Annotated in this window: 21 protein-coding genes; 8 read left to right on the plus strand and 13 right to left on the minus strand. The window is 63.3% G+C overall.

Annotation, left to right across the window (positions count from 1 at the left end; all coding sequences use genetic code 11):
* From ACFOEV_RS16340 to flgL, 7 genes are all read left to right on the plus strand, one after another.
* Positions 1-241 (plus strand): flagellar basal body rod C-terminal domain-containing protein (locus ACFOEV_RS16340; protein ID WP_386775855.1); only part of this gene is annotated, 241 nt, incomplete at its 5' end.
* A gap of 29 nt (positions 242-270) precedes the next feature.
* On the plus strand, positions 271-1,053 hold the full coding sequence (gene flgG / locus ACFOEV_RS16345) for a flagellar basal-body rod protein FlgG (protein ID WP_386775857.1): 783 nt from the start codon (positions 271-273) through the stop codon (positions 1,051-1,053).
* Positions 1,054-1,150: 97 nt separating this feature from the next.
* Positions 1,151-1,783 carry a flagellar basal body L-ring protein FlgH gene (locus tag ACFOEV_RS16350; RefSeq protein ID WP_386776323.1) on the plus strand — a complete coding sequence of 211 codons (633 nt, stop codon included), beginning with the start codon at positions 1,151-1,153 and terminating at the stop codon, positions 1,781-1,783.
* A gap of 48 nt (positions 1,784-1,831) precedes the next feature.
* Positions 1,832-2,965, plus strand: a complete 1,134-nt coding sequence (locus ACFOEV_RS16355; protein WP_386775859.1) for a flagellar basal body P-ring protein FlgI — start codon at positions 1,832-1,834, stop codon at positions 2,963-2,965.
* Positions 2,965-4,023, plus strand: a complete 1,059-nt coding sequence (gene flgJ / locus ACFOEV_RS16360) for a flagellar assembly peptidoglycan hydrolase FlgJ (protein ID WP_386775861.1) — start codon at positions 2,965-2,967, stop codon at positions 4,021-4,023. Before ACFOEV_RS16355 ends, flgJ begins: the two co-directional genes overlap by 1 nt.
* An 84-nt stretch (positions 4,024-4,107) precedes the next feature.
* The gene (gene flgK, locus ACFOEV_RS16365; protein WP_386775863.1) at positions 4,108-5,745 is read left to right on the plus strand and encodes a flagellar hook-associated protein FlgK; all 1,638 of its coding nucleotides are present in this window, start codon (positions 4,108-4,110) and stop codon (positions 5,743-5,745) included.
* Positions 5,746-5,766: 21 nt separating this feature from the next.
* On the plus strand, positions 5,767-6,999 hold the full coding sequence (flgL, locus tag ACFOEV_RS16370; protein WP_386775865.1) for a flagellar hook-associated protein FlgL: 1,233 nt from the start codon (positions 5,767-5,769) through the stop codon (positions 6,997-6,999).
* A gap of 87 nt (positions 7,000-7,086) precedes the next feature.
* On the opposite strand, the gene fliR is transcribed toward flgL, so the two are convergent.
* From fliR to fliF, 13 genes are all read right to left on the minus strand, one after another.
* Positions 7,087-7,878 carry a flagellar biosynthetic protein FliR gene (gene fliR, locus ACFOEV_RS16375; protein ID WP_386775867.1) on the minus strand — a complete coding sequence of 264 codons (792 nt, stop codon included), beginning with the start codon at positions 7,876-7,878 and terminating at the stop codon, positions 7,087-7,089.
* Between the two features lie 13 nt (positions 7,879-7,891).
* Positions 7,892-8,161 (minus strand): flagellar biosynthesis protein FliQ, encoded by a 270-nt coding sequence (fliQ, locus tag ACFOEV_RS16380; protein WP_386775869.1) that lies wholly within the window; start codon positions 8,159-8,161, stop codon positions 7,892-7,894.
* A 25-nt stretch (positions 8,162-8,186) separates the two neighbouring features.
* The gene (gene fliP / locus ACFOEV_RS16385; RefSeq protein ID WP_386776324.1) at positions 8,187-8,879 is read right to left on the minus strand and encodes a flagellar type III secretion system pore protein FliP; all 693 of its coding nucleotides are present in this window, start codon (positions 8,877-8,879) and stop codon (positions 8,187-8,189) included.
* 140 nt (positions 8,880-9,019) lie between these two features.
* The gene (fliO, locus tag ACFOEV_RS16390; RefSeq protein ID WP_386775871.1) at positions 9,020-9,487 is read right to left on the minus strand and encodes a flagellar biosynthetic protein FliO; all 468 of its coding nucleotides are present in this window, start codon (positions 9,485-9,487) and stop codon (positions 9,020-9,022) included.
* Positions 9,484-9,996 carry a flagellar motor switch protein FliN gene (gene fliN / locus ACFOEV_RS16395; protein WP_386775873.1) on the minus strand — a complete coding sequence of 171 codons (513 nt, stop codon included), beginning with the start codon at positions 9,994-9,996 and terminating at the stop codon, positions 9,484-9,486. The genes fliO and fliN overlap by 4 nt, the downstream gene beginning before the upstream one ends.
* Positions 9,989-11,041: a flagellar motor switch protein FliM gene (fliM, locus tag ACFOEV_RS16400; protein WP_386775875.1), complete on the minus strand. Its 1,053-nt coding sequence runs from the start codon at positions 11,039-11,041 to the stop codon at positions 9,989-9,991. Before fliM ends, fliN begins: the two co-directional genes overlap by 8 nt.
* A gap of 50 nt (positions 11,042-11,091) precedes the next feature.
* On the minus strand, positions 11,092-11,574 hold the full coding sequence (gene fliL, locus ACFOEV_RS16405; RefSeq protein ID WP_386775877.1) for a flagellar basal body-associated protein FliL: 483 nt from the start codon (positions 11,572-11,574) through the stop codon (positions 11,092-11,094).
* A gap of 208 nt (positions 11,575-11,782) precedes the next feature.
* A complete protein-coding gene (locus tag ACFOEV_RS16410) occupies positions 11,783-13,171 on the minus strand; it encodes a flagellar hook-length control protein FliK (RefSeq protein ID WP_386775879.1) in 1,389 nt (462 codons plus the stop codon).
* A 38-nt stretch (positions 13,172-13,209) separates the two neighbouring features.
* Positions 13,210-13,680: a flagellar export protein FliJ gene (gene fliJ / locus ACFOEV_RS16415; RefSeq protein WP_386775881.1), complete on the minus strand. Its 471-nt coding sequence runs from the start codon at positions 13,678-13,680 to the stop codon at positions 13,210-13,212.
* Entirely contained in the window at positions 13,677-15,071 is a 1,395-nt protein-coding gene (fliI, locus tag ACFOEV_RS16420) for a flagellar protein export ATPase FliI (RefSeq protein ID WP_386775882.1), read from the minus strand. Before fliI ends, fliJ begins: the two co-directional genes overlap by 4 nt.
* Entirely contained in the window at positions 15,068-15,817 is a 750-nt protein-coding gene (gene fliH, locus ACFOEV_RS16425; protein WP_386775884.1) for a flagellar assembly protein FliH, read from the minus strand. Before fliH ends, fliI begins: the two co-directional genes overlap by 4 nt.
* Positions 15,810-16,820, minus strand: a complete 1,011-nt coding sequence (gene fliG / locus ACFOEV_RS16430; protein ID WP_386775886.1) for a flagellar motor switch protein FliG — start codon at positions 16,818-16,820, stop codon at positions 15,810-15,812. The genes fliH and fliG overlap by 8 nt, the downstream gene beginning before the upstream one ends.
* Entirely contained in the window at positions 16,813-18,561 is a 1,749-nt protein-coding gene (fliF, locus tag ACFOEV_RS16435; RefSeq protein WP_386775888.1) for a flagellar basal-body MS-ring/collar protein FliF, read from the minus strand. The genes fliG and fliF overlap by 8 nt, the downstream gene beginning before the upstream one ends.
* Before the next feature lie 253 nt (positions 18,562-18,814).
* Between fliF and fliE the strand changes: the two genes are divergently transcribed.
* On the plus strand, positions 18,815-19,144 hold the full coding sequence (gene fliE, locus ACFOEV_RS16440; protein WP_386775890.1) for a flagellar hook-basal body complex protein FliE: 330 nt from the start codon (positions 18,815-18,817) through the stop codon (positions 19,142-19,144).
* The last annotated feature ends 221 nt before the right edge of the window (positions 19,145-19,365 follow it).

Below are 19,365 nucleotides of genomic sequence, written 5' to 3' on the forward strand. Positions count from 1 at the left end.
GCGCGGCGATGATGGCCTGTTTCGCCCTTTGCCCAATGAAGAGGGCGAAATTCCGGCGCTGGCCGCCAATGATGACGTGCGCCTCGTGTCCGGCGCGTTGGAAGGCAGCAACGTCAGTGCCATCGAGACGATGGTGGCGATGATCGATACCGCGCGGCGCTACGACATGCAGATGAAGGTCATCAGCAGTGCCGACGAGAACGCCCAGCGCGCCAATGGCCTGCTCTCCATTCAGGGCTGAACCGAGTTCGAGATGAAGGAATCCCGCTCATGATCAAATCGCTGTGGACGGCCAAGACCGGCCTCGAGGCTCAGCAGGTGCAGATGGACGTGACCGCCAACAACCTGGCGAACGTCGGCACCAACGGCTTCAAGCGTTCCCGGGCGGTCTTCGAGGACCTGCTCTACCAGAACCTGCGCCAACCCGGCGCACAGAACAACGTGCAGAATGCCTTGCCCTCCGGCATGCAGGTCGGCACCGGGGTGCGGCCGGTTGCCACCGAGCGTCTGCACACCCAAGGGGGGCTGGAAAATACCGAGAACTCCCGTGACCTGGCGATCAACGGCAAGGGCTTTTTCCAGGTGCTGATGCCCGATGGCTCCATCGCCTATACCCGTGACGGCAGCTTCCAGCTCGACGAGAACGGCCAAATGGTGACGGCCAACGGCTATCCGCTGGAACCGGCCATCATCCTTCCCGATAACGCCCTGTCGGTGACGGTCGGAGAGGACGGCATCGTGTCGGTGACCCAGCCAGGCAGTTCCCAGAGCAACGAGGTGGGCCAGATCACCCTGTCGACCTTCGTCAACCCCACCGGGCTGGAGAGCATCGGCGGCAATCTGTATCTCGAAACCACCTCGTCGGGACCGCGCAACGAAAGCATGCCCGGCATGAATGGGGCGGGCCGGTTGTTCCAGGGCTATGTGGAAACCTCCAACGTCAACGTGGTGGAGGAGATGGTCAGCATGATCCAGACCCAGCGGGCCTACGAGATCAACAGCAAGTCGGTGAAGACCAGCGACGAGATGCTGGCACGTCTGAGCCAACTGTAACCCCTTGGACGCGGTATCGGGACATTATGCGGAGCGGATCATGAAGCGGCGGACTCCAACATGGCGTGCCTGGCGCCTTCTGTGCCTGGTGGTGACGATGTCGGCCATGGCCGGTTGTGCCCAGTTGCCGCGTGCTTCGGTCGTTGGCGAGCAGGAGCAGGTGACGATTCCCAACCGTCCCGCGCCCCTGGCCAATGGCTCGATCTACCAGGTGCAGCGGGGGCATCAGCCATTGTTCGAGGATCGTCGTCCGCGCATGGTCGGCGACATCCTGACCATCGTGCTCGACGAGGAAGTCAGTGCCAGCAAGAATTCGCAGAGCAGCGCCAAGCGCAATGGGGAGTCGGACCTGGTCTTCGGTCAGGTGCCCGATGTCCTGGAACAACTGGCTGAATACGGCTTCGATATTTCCGGTGCCAGCGACTTCGCCGGCGGCGGAGGCTCCGAGGCCAACAATACCTTTACCGGGACCATCACCGTCTCGGTGCTGGATGTGATGAACAATGGCAACTTGCGGGTGCGTGGCGAGAAGCAGATCGCCATCAACCAGGGGGTCGAATTCATCCGCTTCTCCGGCGTGGTCAATCCCCGCACCATCACTGGGCAGAACACGGTGCCCTCGACCCAGGTCGCCGATGCTCGCATCGAGTACGTGGGCGATGGCTATATCAATGAGGCGCAGCACATGGGTTGGCTGCAGCGCTTCTTCCTGAACGTTTCACCCTTCTGACCGAGTGCCGTCTGTCAGGTGCGGATCATTGCTAGTGGGGACAGTGTCATGAGTGCTATCCATCGCCTCGCCATACGGCGGCTATACAGGCCATTGCTGGTCGTGTTGCTGGCACTGGGGTTGGCCATGCCGGCCCAGGCCGAGCGGTTGCGCGATCTGACGACCTTCGCCGGCGTACGCGACAACGCTCTGGTGGGATATGGCCTGGTGGTGGGACTCGATGGCAGCGGTGACCAGACCATGCAGGCCCCGTTTACCGGTCAGAGTCTGATCAACATGCTGTCGCAACTGGGCATCACCGTCCCCCCGGGCACCAACATGCAGTTGCGCAATGTGGCGGCGGTAATGGTCACTGCGGACTTGCCGCCATTCTCGCAGCCAGGTCAGCGTCTCGACGTGGTGGTATCGTCCGTCGGCAACGCCCGTAGCCTGCGTGGCGGCACCCTGTTGATGACGCCGCTGAAAGGGGCCGATGGCGATACCTATGCCATCGCCCAGGGCAATCTTCTGGTCGGCGGTGTCGGTGCCGAGGCCGGTGGCAGCAGTGTGCAGGTCAATCAGCAGGCCGGTGGGCGCATCAGCGGTGGCGCCATGGTCGAGCGCGAGGTGCCGCTGCAATTGGGAGCCAACGGTGGGGTGCTCGACCTGCAACTCAAGGAAGCGGATTTCGGTACCGCACAACGTGTGGTCTCGGCCATCAACAACGAGTTCGGCTGGCCGGTGGCCACCGCCCAGAATGGGCGCACGATTCGCCTGCAGGGTCCCAGCGATGCCAACGAACGGGTCAATTTCATGGCACGAGTGGAAAACCTGAACGTGACGCCGATGGAGGCCCCGGCCAGAGTCGTGATCAATTCGCGCACGGGCTCGGTGGTCCTCAACAGCGAAGTCACTTTGCATCGTGCGGCGGTCGCTCATGGCAATCTGTCCATCGTCATCGACACCGCGTTCCAGGTCAGCCAGCCAGCCCCGTTCGGGGAGGGCGAGACGGTGGTCGTGCCCGACTCCGACATCTCGATCGAACAGCAAGAAGGCTCGCTGCAAGTGGTGGAAGGCCGTGCCGACCTGGTGGATGTCGTCAATGCCCTCAATGCGCTGGGGGCAACCCCGGCGGATCTGATGTCGATTCTCGAAGCGCTGAAGGCCGCTGGCTCGCTGCGCGCCGACCTGGAGATCATCTGATGAGCGTCAACGATCTGGGTGGCCAGTTTGCGCTCGACATGCAGGGTATCCAGCGCTTGAAGCACACTTCCCGCCAGGATCCCAACGCCGGACTCGACGAGGCGGCCCGTCAGTTCGAAGCGCTGTTCCTGCAGATGGTCATGAAGAGCATGCGCGAGGCGGGACCCAAGTCGGACCTGATGAGCAGTCAGCAGAGCGAGTTCTACGACTCGCTACTCGACCAGCAGTGGGCTCAGCACCTCTCGGGACGAGGGATCGGTCTGGCGGAACAGTTGATCAGCCAGCTCGAGGGGCGCGGGATGGTACCCGAGCGCGAGGCGGATGCACGGCGCCATGCCAATGAACTGATCGCCGGCATTCCTCGCGGTACCCCGCGGGTGCTGCATGACGGTCTGCGCAGCGATATCGATGGCGATGCGCAAGGCACTTCAGTGACGCGCGATTTCCTCGATGAGCTCGATGCGCGACTTGCCGGTGATCAGCGCGACATCGCCGGCGATGCACAGAACTCTCGACGGGACGGTGAGCGTCCCGAGCATGTGCAGGTCTTCCTCGAGCGCTTGACAGCGCCGGCTCAGGCGGCGAGTCGTGCCACCGGCGTGCCCGCCGAGCTGATCCTTGCGCAAGCGGCACTGGAAACCGGCTGGGGAAGCCACGAGATTCCCACCCGCAACGGTGGCAATAGCCATAACCTCTTCGGCATCAAGGCCGGAGGGAACTGGCAAGGCGATACCACCGATATCACCACCCACGAATATATCAATGGGCAGCGAACCCGAGTCACCGATACGTTCCGGGTCTACGGCTCCTTCGAGGACGCTTTCACCGATTACGCCCGCTTGATCGGGGATAATCCGCGTTACGCCGGCGTGGTGGCGGCGCCCAGTGCCGAACGCGCGGCGCGAGCGTTGCAGGATGGCGGTTATGCCACCGACCCGGCCTATGCCGACAAGCTGGTGGCGATCATGAACACCATGGGGCTGCTGGATGGACGCATGTTGGCGCAGGCAGAATCTCATGACGTTTCCGCCGAGCGGGTGCCGAGCAGCATTTTCTGATTCATCGAGCGTTTTACCGCTAGACCCCTCAAGGTTCGGGTGTCTTGGCCGATAGAGTGATCAATGGCTTAAGGGAAAGGAATCATGAGCATTTTTTCCACGGGTTTGAGTGGTCTCAACGCTGCACAGAACGCCTTGAACACCACCAGCAACAATATCAGCAATGTCTATACGCCGGGCTACAATCGCGAACTGACGATCCTGGGTGAGGGCCGTGCCGGGGGTGGGGTCCAGGTCGACGACATTCAGCGTCAGTTCAATCGGTATGTCGCCAATCAGTTGAACGCGGCGACGAGTTCTTCCAGTGCCTTGCAGACCTACCAGACTCAGGTCAGCCAGATCGACAATCTGCTGGCCGACCGCGAGGCCGGCCTGGCACCCCTGATGCAGAATTTCTTTTCCTCGCTGGAAGATCTGGCCAGTGCGCCATCCGACCCGGCTGCCCGCCAGGGAGTGCTCGGTACGGCCGACACCTTGAGTGCCCAGTTCCGTTCCTTCGACCGTTACCTGCAGGACATGCAACAGGGCGTCAACGGCCAGATCAAGGATGAGGTCACCCAGATCAACAATGCCACCGGGCAACTCGCCAAGCTCAACCGCGAGATTGCCCTGGCCAGGGCGCGTAACGGCGATGCCCCCAATAGCTTGCTCAACCAGCGTGACGAGGCGGTGGCCGAACTCAGCGCACGCCTTGACGTGCGCCTGACCGTTCAGGACGGCAAGACCTACAATATCTCGCTGCCCAATGGGCAGCCGCTGGTGGCGGGCACCAATGCGTATCGGCTCGAGGCCATCGAATCCTCGAGCGACCCGCAGCGCATGGTGCTGGGCTATCGCGACTCCGGTGGCAATATCGTGGAGTTGAAGGAGGATGTCGTCAGCGGCGGCACCTTGGGTGGCCTGATGGGCTTCCGCTCCGAGACCCTGGACAAGACGCAGAATCAGATCGGTCAGTTGGCGGTGTCGCTGGCGCTCGGTTTCAACGAGCAGCATGCCGAGGGCGTCGATCTCAACGGTGACCCGGGTGAGGACTTCTTCGCTATTGGCCAGCCGCAGGCCTATGCCAACACTCGTAACACTGGTACGGCGGAGATCACGGCTACCCGCTTCGGCAATATTGCGGACCTGCGTGCCACGGATTACACCGTTCGCGTGACGGATGCCGCGACGCCGACCTTCGAGGTGGTTCGCAAGGACAACGGACAGGCGCTGGATGCCGGCGATGTCTCATTCGATGGCGTCAGCAACGAGCTCAGTTTCGGCGGGGTGGTACTGACCGTTGACGATCCCGCCAACCTCGCCGACGGCGATCGCTTCGAGGTGCAGCCGGTACGGCGCGGTGCAGGTGACATGGAGAGCCTGATCGGTGATCTGGACAAGATTGCCGCGGGTGAGGATGTGGGAACCGGCGATAACCGTAACGCATTGGCCCTGCAAGAGCTCCAGGACCGGCAACTGGTGGGCGGCAACGCCAGCTTTAGCCAGGCCTATGCCTCGATGGTCAGTGACGTGGGCAACCGGACCAATATCGTGCAGGTCAATCTCGCCGCGCAGGAAGGCCTGACCGAACAGTTGCAAGGCGTGCAGCAGTCCGAGTCCGGCGTCAATCTGGACGAGGAAGCCGCCAACCTGATTCGCTACCAGCAGTACTACCAGGCCAACGCGCGCGTGATCGATGTCGGTTCGTCGATTCTGGACACCATTCTGGGCCTGCGTGCCTGATCCGGTTAGGAGCGAGATGAGATGCGTATCAGCACCGTGACCATGTTCGAGCAGAGCGTCTCGAGCATGAATCGCCAGCAGGGCGAATTCATGAAAGTGGGTCAGCAGATCGCCACCGGACGCCGGGTGGTCAACCCTTCGGACGACTCACAAGCCGCATCCCGGGCGGTGGGCGTTTCCCAGGCCCAGGCCGTGACCCAGCAGTACATGGATGCCCGAGTGAGTGCCCGTAACTCACTGTCACAGTCCGAGAGCATTCTCAACAGTGTCGGCGACGCGATCACCAGTGCCAAGACGCTGCTGGTGCAGGCATCCAGCGATACCTTGAGCGACGCCGATCGCGCTTCGATCGCCAGTGAGCTCGAGGGGATCTACGAGACCATGATTGGCCAGGCCAATGCTACCGACGGCAACGGTCGCTACCTGTTCGGCGGTTATCAGGACGATGCCCCGCCATTTACGCAGAATGCCGATGGCAGCGTGACCTATGTGGGAGATACCAATACCCGCGAGCAACGCATCGATGCCTCGCGGCTGATGCCCGTCGCCGATAACGGCGAGGCGATCTTCCAGTCGATTCCCAGTGGCATGGGCTATGTGGCGATTGCCGAGCGAGCTGTTGGCAGCCAGGGTGACGTGACCTTCGCCGGGCCCTCGCGCATCGATTCCACGGTGGCCGGCTTCGGGGAGAACAAGTACACGATCACCTTCACCGCCGCCGACGAGTTCGAGATTGCCACCATCGACGCCGGTGGTACGGTCACCGCTACCGAGACACGAACCTATACGAGCGGCGACCCCGTCGCATTCGGTGGCCTGTCCATGAAGCTGTCGGGCACGCCGGAGGCGGGTGACAGCATCGAGGTCAATCCGGCCGCGCATCCCGATGCCAACCAGGACGTGTTCACCAGTCTCAAGCGGGCGATCGAGGTGTTGCGAACCCCGGTGGACGGCAATCCCGGGATCAAGGCCGACTTGAGGAATGCCTTGTCCACGTCGATGCGCGAGCTGGACAACAGCCTGGATAACGTGCTCACCGTGCGCGCCTCGGTGGGGGCACGGCTCAACGAGCTGGACGTGGTCGACGCGGTGGGGGAGAACCGCATGCTCAACTACGAGCAGACGATGTCGGACCTGGTCGATCTCGACTACGCCGAGGCGATCTCCGAATACAGCCTGCGTCAGGTCGGGCTGCAGGCGTCACAGAAGGCCTTCGTCGATATCAAGAGCATGTCGTTGTTCGACCTCCTGTAAGCCGTATCGCGCGGGCGTGTTCACAAGAGCCGAGCACGGGCCGCTTCCTTTACCGGAAGCGGCCCGTTCGCGTTCTCATGGCCTTGGTCAGCTCAACGGTGCCAGGATATCGAGCCATTGCCTCAGGAACAGCAGGCCGTCACCGAACAGGCGTTGCAGGAAGCGACCGATGTCCGTCATCAATACCATCAACAGAAACAATCCGGCGGTCAGTGACATCGGAAAGCCGATATTGAATACCGTGAGCTGTGGCGCCGAGCGGTTGAGGATACCGAGCGACAGGTTGATGATCAGTAGCGAGCCCACCAGCGGCAGCGCCAGCAGCATCCCGGAAACGAAGATGGTGCCACCGAAGCGTACCAGCAGTTCGAAGGCCCCGGCATTGAAACCGCCGACGCCGATGGGCAGGGTAAAGAAGGTGCTGGCGAGAATTTCGATGACGATCAGGTGGCCATTGAAGGCCAGGAACATCAATAGGGTGATCATGTAGAGCAGCCGCGACAGGATCATGGTATTGGCGCCGGTATCGGGCGAGAAGAAGGTGGCGAAGGCCAGCCCCATCTGCAGGCCGATGAACTCGCCGGCGGCCTGTACCACGGCGAACATCACACGCATGATGAGACCAATGGCGATGCCGATCAGCATCTGCTCGACCATGATCCCGAGACTCGCCCAGGACATCAGCGGTGCATCGGGCAGCGGTGGCAGGTTGGGGCCGACCACGACGGTAAGCAGCGCCGCCAGGCCGATCTTGGCCTGGCGCGGCACACTGGAGTGACCCATCAGCGGTGCGGCCATCAGGAAGGCCGTGATGCGCACGAATGGCCATAGGAACAGCATCAGCCAGCCCTGCAGCTGAGCGAAAGTGACCTCGACCATGGAAGCCTGCTGCCTAACTCAGCATCAGGGGAATGTTGGTAAACAGTTCCCGGGTGAAGTCGGTGACCAGCTTGAGCAGCCAGGGGCCGGCCAGCACCAGGGCGGCGAACACACCGAGAATCTTGGGGATGAACGACAGCGTCATCTCGTTGATCTGGGTCGCGGCCTGGAACAGGCTGACCAGCAAGCCGATCAACAAGGCCGTGATCAACAAGGGGCCGGCCAGGAACAGTGTGACGCGCATGCCCTGGTAGGCGATGCCCATTACCTCTTCAGGACTCATGCACCACTCCTCTCGCGTCGCAGGGTCATAGGTAGAAGCTCTCCGCCAGTGAGCCGATGATCAGCTGCCAGCCATCCACCAGCACGAACAGCATCAGCTTGAAGGGCAGTGAGATGGTCGCCGGAGGCACCATCATCATCCCCAGCGACATCAGCACGCTGGCTACCACCAGGTCGATGATCAGGAAGGGGATGAAGATGGTGAAGCCGATCTGGAAGGCGGTCTTCAATTCGCTGGTGACGAAGGCTGGCATCAACACCCGCATGGGCAAGTCTTCCGGGCCTTGCATGGAGCCCACCTCGGCCAGCCGGGCAAACAGCGCCAGATCAGGTTCTCGGGTCTGGGCCAGCATGAACTCCCGGAACGGCTGGCTGCCGAGTTCGAGAAAGCGATCGAAATTGATAGCGTCGTTGGAGAGTGGCACCCAGGCGGTTTCATACACTTGCCCGAAGACCGGCGACATCACGAAGAAGGTCAGGAACAGCGCCAGCCCCAGCAGCACTTGATTGGGAGGGGCCGATTGGGTACCCATGGCGGTGCGCAACAGACTGAGCACGATGATGATGCGGGTAAAGCCGGTCATCATCAAAAGCAGCGCCGGCAGGAAGGCCATGGAGCTGAGCAGCAGCAGCGTCTGTAGCTGAATCGACCACTGCTGGCCACCCTCTGGCGTGGGCTCGCTGACGATGCCGGGAATTGCCTGGGCGAGGGCCGGCATGGGGGCCAACTGGAGCAGAACGGTGACGAGGCAGAGACTAAGCGCCAGGCCGTGCTGCCTCACCCGACCGCCGCTATTGAAAGAGTAGGCGGTGCGTGGCGGGCAGGGGCAACGGTAGCGAGTGGACGCGGCCGGAAAGATCACGGCTGGCCTCGCGAGCGAGCTCGACGCTTGCCCAGGGTCTGGCTGGCGTTGTGCTTGAGGGCCAACGCAAAGCGGCTGGCGAAACCTTCCGTCTCCGGGTGTGGCGATGGCTGCGGTACCGCCGCTTCGTCGGGGGCTGCCAGCTCATGCAGCTTGTTGACCTGGCCACCACCGACGCCCAGCACCAGCCAGGTGTCCTCGACCTCGACGATGACCACGCGTTCGCGATTGCCTATGGCGGTGCTTCCCACCACCCTCAAGCGCCCACCGGTCAGCCCACGGCTTGGGCCCCAGCGCTTGACCAGGTAGCTGCACAGCACGATGATCGCCACGACCAGCGCCAGTGCGGCGGCGGTCTTGCCGAGAGCCGCCATGCCGAGTAGTGCATCACTGCTGGCGGTGACAGCCTCGAGACCGCCGCTCTCCAGGCCCGGCGCCGGGGTTGTCGCGGGGGAGTCGCTCATCGGTTGAGTTTCTGCACGCGCTCGGAGGGAGTGATGATTTCGGTGATACGGATACCATACTTGTCATCCACCACCACGACTTCGCCCTGGGCGATCAGGTAGCCGTTGATCAGGATGTCCATGGGTTCCCCCGCCAGGCCATCGAGCTCAACGACCGAGCCCTGGGCCAGTTCGAGTAACTGCTTGATGGTGATGCGGGTGCGTCCCAACTCCACGGTCAGCTTGACCGGGATATCCATGACCATTTCCAGGTCTCGCATGGCGCCGCTCTTCTCGCCCTTGTCGAGAGGCTTGAAGACCTTGTCCCCGGCGTTCTCGGCCTGGGGGGAGGGTGTCGGATCGTCGGCCTCTGCCTCGCCTTCACTGGCCGCCTGTTCGGCAAGAGCCGCCGCCCAGGGATCGTCGTCGGCAGCGTTGTCGCCGCTTTCCTGCTCGGCCATGGCGCTTGCCCAGTCGTCCTCGGCCTTCTTCTGGTCGGACTTCCGATCGGGATTCTTGGGATCAGTCATTGTCGGATTCCTTGGCTTGCGGCGTTGATCCTTTGACAAAGGTTTCCTTGGCCGGCTTGTTCATCGTGGCGTGCTCGATCAATTCCGATACGCGTAGTGCGCGTTGCCCTTGCTGGCTGCCGTATTCGCAGCGCATGACCGGCACACCATCGACCCGGGCGGTGACGATGTCCGGCAACTCGATGGGCAGGACATCTCCGACTTTCAAGGCCATGACGCGGCCTATGGTGGTGGGGATGTCGACGAAGTCGGCGATCAACTCGATCTGCGATTGCTTGATCTCGCCGGCCATGCGCTGTCCCCATTGGTGCTCTTCCTCCGGGTGACTGTCGGTCAAGGGCCCGCTCAGTTGATCGCGTAGCGGCTCGATCATCAGATAGGGCATGCAAATCTGGAAATCGCTGGACAGGTTGCCGACTTCCAGGTGGAAGGTGCTGTTGACGACGATCTCGTTGGGAGAGCTGGTGATATTGGCGAACTTGACCTGCATTTCCGAACGCAGGAAGTCGATTTCCAGTGGATAGACGGACCGCCAGGCCTCCTGGTAGGCATCGATGGCGAGCGTCAACAGGCGGCGAATGATGCGCTGTTCGGTATGCGTGAATTCACGCCCCTCTGACTTGGTCAGGAAGCGTCCATCGCCGCCGAACAGGTTGTCGACCACCATGAACACCAGATTGGGCGGGAAGACCACCAACGCCGAGCCGCGCAGCGGCTTCATGGCGATCAGGTTGAGGTTGGTCGGCACCGGCACGTTGCGGGAAAAGTCGCTGTAGCTCTGGTAGCGCACGCTATCGACGGTGATATCCGCACTGCGACGCAGCAGGTTGAAGAGGCTCATGCGGAAATGCCGCGCGAAACGCTCGTTGATGATGTCCAGGGCATGCAGTCGCTCGCGGATCACCCGGTGCTGGGTCGCCGGGTTGTAAGGGCGCACGCGCGAGTCTCCCGACTTGTTGTCGGTGGGGGCGGCATCCTCTTCACCACTGACACCCTTGAGAAGGGCGTCGATCTCATCCTGCGAGAGCAGATCGTCTTGGGACATGGCGCTGTTGCACTTCTGTAAGAGCGTAGAGAGTGATTGCCGGCAGCTAACTACTGGACGATGAATTCAGTATAAAGCACGTCGTTGACGGCAAGTGGCGGCTGCGGGTCGGTCAGCGGACGCTCGAACAGGGTGAGAATCCGCGCCGATAGCGCTTGCTTGCCATCCGGCGTGGTCAGGGTCTCGGCCTGCTGGCTCGACAACAGCATCAGCAGGCGGCTGCGTACCTGGGGCATGTGCTCCTCCAGCAGCTCCCGCGTCATCTCGTCGCCGACCTGCAGGGAGAGGCCGACGTACAGCAGACGCTGGTCGTAATCCCGGCTTTGTACATTGACCGTGAATGGCTCGATCTTGACGAAGATCGGCACCGGCCCGCGCTTGGGCTCGGGCGCCACCTCCGCCTGGACGGGAGCGTCGGCTCGGCCATCCATGAAATAGAAGACGGCGACCGAGCTGCCCATCGAGAAGAGGATGATGAGAATGCCCAGTAGCCACCAAGGCTTGCGAGTGCCTGCAGTCGAAGATTTCGCCATTGCTTCCGCCATCGTAAATGAAACGTTGCGTACCGTGATGGTCCAGAGGTGGAGTATGGCGACAGCACGGCTGTCACCATGGCTCGAAAAGGGTGGCCTTATATGCCTATCTTGGCGCTTTGGGTCGTCAGGCCTGCCTTGTTGCCTTGGTTCGCGTACCGCTTAAGCGTTATCGGCAGCAATGCCTCGACTCGAAGACCCGTGGCGTTCAGGCGTACAGGTCCACGCGGCCGTCGAGGCTGCCGGAGCCGGCGGCTGGCGTTGCCGCATTGCCGATCTCGCCTGTCATGGCGCCATCGCCGCTGTCGCCGCCGGATGAGGGGGAGCCACCGGCAAAGGCCGGCTGATCCTGCTGCTGATGTTGGGCATGCTCTCCGACCATGGTGTCACCCAGTGAAATTCCTTGTTCCTCCAAGGCCTCGCGCAACTGAGGAATGGCCTGTTCCACGGCACTGCGAACCTGGGCATGGGCCGACAGGAAATGTACCTGGGCCCCCTGTTCACCCATTTTCAGGCTCACCGACAGCGGCCCCAGCTCAGCCGGGTTGAGGTGCAGGTCGATCTGCTGGCCGCCACGCTGATGAAGTCCGACCAGCTGCTGGCCCAGGTGCTGTTGCCATTGCGGGCTGGCCACCGGCGCCGATAGCGTTGCCGTGTAGAGGGTGTTGGACGGCATGCCCGTCGCACCTTGGGTCGCATTGGGCTGATGAAGGGACTGGCTGTGGACGCCAGCCGTGGACGACATGTCCATGCCCCCCGTTGACGAAGCGTCGCCACGTTGCCCCAGGCGACTGGCGAAACCGGCCTCGTGCAGGGTGGCGGCGACTGGGGAGGGGGCTGCGAGTGGCTGTGCCGGGGGTGAAGTCAGTGCCTGGGACGCAGCACCCTGGGGGGGCACAGCCTTGAGCTCGGAGGCGAGGCTGTCGAATCGCTGCTGAGGACCCGACTCGGCAACGAGTGCCTGTGGGGTGATCCCGCTCCGGGGGTTGGCAACCAGGCCCCCGAGCTCGAGTGTCTCGCCGGCGGAGGCGCTGGACGCCGGAAGCGTTGCCGTCGACTGGCCCTGGCCGGGCACTGCCGCGGATGCCATGGCGGCAACCGCCTGGGAGAGTTGGCCGGCATTGTCGATCAGGTCCAGGCGTTCGCGGATGCTGGCCAGCCGTTGCAGGTCGCCGAGCTCACCGTCGAGTGGCAGAAGGGCATCGGCCAGCAGTTCCTCCTGGTCGGCGAGCTCGGCCCTGAGGGGCTCGGCCGACTGTGGGGTGGATCCGATGCCGTGGACTGCTGCCAGCCACTGCTGCGAAGTCGTCGCCGGGCTGAGTGTCGCGCTGGCCCGGGCGATGCCTTGGGGAAGCGGTGCCAGGGCGCTGACAAGGGCTTCCTTCCCGTGAGGCGAGGTCGGCCGGGCAGCGGCGTCACCGGTCGCCGTGTCCGGGGCGCGCGGGGGTGCGTTCTTGCCGATGGTTCTAGCCTGTTCGGCCGCCTGGTCCAGTCGCAGGGAAAATTCCCGATCCGTGAGGGGGGCGGTCGGTTTGGCGTCGCCGCCCGAGAGGGGCGTGGCCTTGCCGGGGCTGGCGAGTAACGCGGTAATGTCCATGGAGCCTCCTTGGTCAGGCACAAGCGCCGGGAAAAGTGTCAGGCACCGCTGTGGTGGGTTGCATCACGTTCACGCTGGCGTAGCAAGGCATTGGCGGCCATCTCGTCGTTGTGGCGCATCTCGCGCCGCTGTTCTCGCCGGTTGGCCTGCTCAGCCCGGCGTGCCGCCAGCGTGTCGTAGGACGACAGGGTGCGCTGTTGCTGTTGCCAGTGCTGCTGGCTGGATGCGACCCGCTGTTGCTGTTCGTCGAGCGCCTTCCTGGCCCGCTCCAGGGCAGTGTCCAGGGAGCGCAGGAACGCTTGATAGTTGTGCATGGTGGCCGGGTCGATACCGCTGAACATGGCCTCCTGCAGGCGTTGGGCATACTCCAGGCGATAACGGCCCAGCGTTTCCAGTTGGGTCGCGACCTGTTGCTGGTCCCGGCGCTCGCTCGCCAGCACCTGGCCGGCACAGTCGCGGGCCTCGCGAGCCAGGTCGATGAGGGTGTCGAGCGGTTGCTGTCTTGTCATCGCGTGCCTCCCAATAGTGCCGTCATGGCCTGCTGTGCATGGCCGATGTCGGCACGCTCGTCGATGCGTTGTTGCAGAAAGTCTTCCAGCCTGGGGTAGAGTTGTACGGCCCGGTCGAGTTGCGGATCGTGACCCGCGCTGTAGGCGCCGACGCTGATCAGGTCGCGATTGCGTTGATAGCGCGAGAACAGTTGCTTGAAGGCTTGGGCCTGACGTTGTTGCTCCGGGTCGACGACGGCGGCCATGGCGCGGCTGATCGAGGCCTCGATATCGATGGCTGGATAATGGCCGGCTTCGGCGAGATGGCGCGAGAGCACGATATGGCCGTCGAGAATGGCGCGTGCCGAATCGGCGATCGGGTCCTGCTGGTCGTCGCCTTCGGTGAGCACGGTATAGAAGGCTGTGATCGAGCCGCCCCCGCGCTTGCCGTTGCCGGCGCGTTCCACGAGCCCCGGTAGCTTGGCGAAGACCGAGGGGGGATAGCCCTTGGTCGCCGGAGGCTCGCCGATGGCCAGCGCTATCTCGCGTTGCGCCATGGCGTAGCGCGTCAAGGAATCCATGATCAGCAGGACGTTGCGTCCGGCGTCACGGAACCCTTCGGCCAGGCGCGTGGCATAGGAAGCGCCTTGCAGGCGCTGCAGCGGAGACGTATCCGCCGGTGCGGCTACCACCACCGACCGCCGCAGACCTTCGTCACCCAGGATATTGTCGATGAAATCCTGGACCTCACGCCCACGCTCACCGATCAACCCGACGACGATCACATCGGCCTGGGTATAACGCGCCATCATGCCCAGCAGCACCGACTTGCCGACGCCCGAGCCGGCGAACAGCCCCATGCGTTGCCCGCGTCCCACGCTCAGCAGCGCATTGATGGCTCGAATGCCGACGTCGATCTGGGTGTCGATCGGCGCGCGCGACAGCGGGTTCAACGGCGGCGTTGCCAGCGGGGCATGCGGCACATCCTGCAGCGGGCCGCGATCATCCAGCGGGCGACCATTGCCGTCCAGCACCCGGCCGAGCAGGCTGTCGCCGAGGGGAAAGCGCCGCGCACTGGTCGCCTCGCCCTCGCCGAGAGAGAGGACCCTGGCCCCCGGAGTGAGTCCGCTGATTTCGGCCAGCGGCATCAGGAAGAGCTTCTCGCCGGAGAAGCCGACCACTTCGGCCTCGGCGAAGCGTTCATCGCTATCGATTCCGGAACCGCAGAGTTCGATGCGACAGGCGCTTCCCAGCGGTACGCGTAGGCCTACCGCCTCGAGTACCAGGCCCGTGGCGCGAGTGATGCGCCCGCTGGCCCGATAATGCGGCACGGCCTCGACGCGCGTCTTGACGCGGCTCAGGGCTTGCTGCCAGCGCGCCTGATGGGCATTTGGCGTGGCCAGGGACGTCATGCGTCGTCCTCCTCTCGGGCCGGGCCAGCGTCTCCCGCTTGAGGGGGACGGCGACGGACCTGTGCCGTGACGGCCTCCCAGCGTCGCTCCCAGGTGGCATCGAGTTCGCCGTTGGCGCTGGAGACGCGGCAACCGCCGCGACTGATCTGGTCGTCGGGCTGCAGCTTCCAGCCGGCCGCGGTGAACTCGTGGCCCAGGTGAGCCTCGACCAGGCCGAGGTCGTCGGGGTGCAGCCATAGCCGCGGCTGTCCACCGAGGCTGGGTTCCACATGCAGCAACTCACGCACGATCGCCACGACCTGCTCCGGGTGCGCATCCAGTGCTTCGCCAGCGAGCTGGCGTCCCGTCGCCAGGGCCAGATCCACCAGGTCGGCGGCAACGTCTTCGTCGAGTTGTTCCAGGGCCTCACTGAAGTGCTTGGCGAGGGATCCCAGGGGGGCCAGTGCCTGGTGTATCTGGCGCTGCATCTCTTGCTCGCCGGCTTCGCGACCCTCCTGCAGGCCCTGTGCGCAGCCCTCGCCATGACCGGCCTCGAAACCGGCGCGATAACCTTCCTGACGGGCGGCTTCACGCACCTTCTCGCGCATGGCCTCGAGTTCGGCATTGCGTTTGAAAACCTGCTGGCGGATAGCTTCGCGACGCGCCTGTTCGCGTTGCTGGCGCTCCTGGCCGGGAGGGCCGAGTTCGTCCATCTGCCAGCGACGCCAGGGGCCGTCGTCGCGCGAGAACGGCCGACGCTCAGACATAGGTGTCGTCTCCACCGCCGATCACGATCTCGCCGGTATCGGCCAGGCGGCGGACCACCTGCAGAATGGCTTTCTGCTCGGCTTCGACCTGGGAAACGCGGATCGGACCGCGACCTTCCATGTCCTCCTGCAACAACTGCGCGGCTCGCTGGGACATGTTGCGCATGAACTTTTCCATGAGGGCATCCGGTGCGCCCTTGAGCGCTACCACCAGCGAATTGGTGTCGATTTCCTTGAGCAGGAGCTGGATGCCGCGGTCGTCGAGGTCGAGCAGGTTCTCGAACAGGAACATTTCGTCGATGATCCTCTGGGCCAGGTCTTCGCTGTGGGCGCGTACCGTCTCGATGACGACCTCTTCCTGGCTGGAGTTCATCAGGTTGAGAATCTCGGCCGCGGTTCTGACCCCGCCCATCTTGCTGCGCTTGAGGTTCTGGCCGTCGAGCATGCCGCCGAGCACTTCGGTGAGCTCCTGGAGGGCGGCGGGCTGGACGCCACTGAACGTGGCGATCCGCAATACCACATCATTGCGTAACTTGTCGTCGAACAGTTCGAGGACATCGGCGGCCTGGTGGCGCTCCAGGTGGACCAGGATGGTGGCGATGATCTGTGGATGCTCGTCGCGGATCAGCTCCGCCACCATCGACGCTTCCATCAGGTTCAAGGCATCGATTCCCGAGCTGGTGCCGGACGTCTCGAGGATGTCCTCGATCAGGCTCGAGGCGCGTTCGCTGCCCAGCGCCTTGGTCAGTACCGAGCGGATATGATCGCTGGAGTGCAGGTTGACGGCGGTGAACTGCTCCGACTCCTCGTGGAACTCACTGATGACCTGGCGCATCTCCTCGTGCGAAACCTGCTCGAGGGTAGCCATTTCCTGGCTGATCTCCTGCACCTCCTTGGGTGACAGGTACTTGAAGACCTCGGCGGCGCTGTCTTCATCGAGTGCCAGCAGCAGGATGGCACCGCGGCGGGCGCCGCTCATCTTGGTCGAGTTGAGGTTAGTCATGCTTGTTCATCCAGCTTCTGACGATCATGGCGACCAGGCGCGGGTCTTCCTGGGCGATTTCGCGCAGGTCCTTGAGGCTCTGCTCGTAGCCGGCTGACTTGCGCGTCTTGCGGCGTGGAGGCTCGTAGGTCTCGTCAGGGCCTGCGTCGCCGTCACCCTCCTGATCGTCATCGCCCACGGTGGTGCGGAAGCTGGTTTCGAAGGTCGGCGCCGGCAGCGGTGCCCGTGTCTGGCGCTTGATCAAGGGGCGCAGGATCAGCAGATAGAGCAACAGCGCGGCCAGGCCCACCAGCAGGTAGCGACCCAGGGTAAAGGCGAGGTCATGCACCGTGGGCGATTGCCACCAGGCCTCGTCGTCGGCAGCATCGGACGGCTGTGTGAAGGGACTGTTGACGACCTCGATCTCGTCGCCTCGCGCCCCGGAGAACCCCATCGCCTGGCGTATCAAGCGATCGATCTGGGCCAGCTCGGTATCGCTCAGCGCCTCGCGGGTCGGTTTGCCGTTCTCGTCGATAGCGTCGCGGTAGTTGACCACGACGGCGACCGACAGTCGTTCCACCGCGCCGGTACGGTGCTGGATATGCTCGACACTGCGGTCGACCTCGTAGTTGATGACATTGTCCTGGCTCAGGCTGCTCGGCGGGCGAGTGGTATCGGTGGCTTCCTGCTCGCCGTTCGCCGCGTCGTCGGCCGTCTCCTCTTCGGGTGCCAGTTCGATGGGAGAAGCGGCTGCGCCGGGGGGAGTGTTGGTCAGTGCTCCAGGGATGCCGCGGGCCAACTCGTCGCCGCCGCGATAGGAGGTGCTGTGTTGTGAGCTGCGCACGGCGGCCTGGTTGGGCGGCTGGTTGGGACCATAGCGCTCCGCGGTTTCTTCGCGACGCGAGAAATCGATCTGTGCGGCAACCTGGGCACGGACGTTCTCGGCGCCGAGGATGGGAATCAGGATGCTCTCGATACGTCGGCGGTAGGAACGTTCGACCTCCTCGATGTAATCGAGCTGGGTGCCGTCGAGGTCCCGCAAGCTGCCATTCGGTAGCGACAGCAGCCGCCCGTTCTGGTCGACCACCGTGACGTCCTCGGCGGCGAGTTCGGGCACGCTGCTGGAGACCATGTGCACGATGGCATTGACCTGGCCATCACCGAGCACGCGACCGGCGTGCAGCGTGACGACCACCGAGGCCTTGGCGGGTTCTCGCTCGCGTACGAACACAGAAGGCTTGGCCATGGCCAAGTGGACGCGTGCCCGGGATACCGGGCCGAGGGCTTCGATGGAGCTTGCCAGCTCGCCCTCCAGGCCGCGTTGGTAGTTGAGATGCTCGGCGAACTGACTGATGCCGAAGGCCTGGTTGTCCATCAGTTCGAAGCCGACATTGCCGCCCTGAGGCAGGCCTTGTTCGGCAAGCTGCAGGCGCAGCTTGTGGACCTGGTCGCCAGGGACCAGCAGGGCCTGGCCGCCTTCACTGAGACGATAGGGAATCTCACGCCGGTCCAGTTCGCCGATGATCCGGCCCCCGTCGGCTTCGGTGAGGTTGCTGTAGAGTACGCGGTAATCGGGGCTTCTGGCCCACAGCAGCAGGGCGATGATGATGGCCACCACCGCGGCCCCGGCGATCAATAGCGGGACCAAAGGGTTGCCACGAAGCTGGTTGAGCAGCTTCGCGGCGGACGGTCCCTGATGGTCCCGGGAGGTATCGCTGGTCCCGCGGGTAGTGCCCTCATTGGCCGAAGCCGCGTTACTCATGCGCTCCTCCGGCGATTGGTGGCAATGGTTCTTGAGAGGTTCTCTGCACGCATGTCGGCGTCCGGCTCCACAATCCGTCGCGATACGCCGCCTGTGCGCATGCCAGGCGGTCGTGTGATGACCGTCATTATCCGCGCAAGTGTCGAGGCTAAAGGCAAGAAAAGCCGGTCTTTTATTGGCCAATTGAGCGTTTGGTCCCGGGGCGGGGCTTGCTAGGCTTGCCGCATCCTTCAATCACAGCGGAGTTGCGTCGATGAGTTCGCCCGCCATTCAATCCGCGTTGTCGCAGATGCAGGCCCTGGCCAGTCAGGCTGCCGGTGCCCAGGCCAAGGGACAGCAGCTTTCCACGGCCGTGGGACAAGGTGGCTTCGCCAACGAACTCCAGGCATCGATTCAGCGCATCAACCAACTGAAGCAGACCGCCAGTGCCCAGGCCGCGGCTTTTCAGGCCGGCGATCCCGATGTGGCCCTGAACGATGTGATGGTCGACTCGCAGAAGGCCAGCGTGGCCTTTCAGATGGGAGTGCAGGTCCGCAATCGCCTGGTAACGGCCTACAAGGACGTGATGAACATGCAGGTCTGAGGCGCTGATCTTCCTTGGGGAAACACTGAATAAATGCCTGTGCAGATCAATCGCTGCGTTGCGCGGTGCGCGGAATCCTCACATATACCCATATGCTCCGGTTCCTGTGCTCCGTGCGCCTTGCGCTTGAACATGCTCGTCGATTTATTCAGCGTTTCCCTAGCCTGAGAGTGTCTACGGTGGCGGCAACGAAACGCCCGATGGCCATGCCATCGGGCGTT

This window comes from Litchfieldella rifensis (assembly GCF_042646605.1).
Taxonomy (GTDB): Bacteria; Pseudomonadota; Gammaproteobacteria; order Pseudomonadales; family Halomonadaceae; genus Litchfieldella; species Litchfieldella rifensis.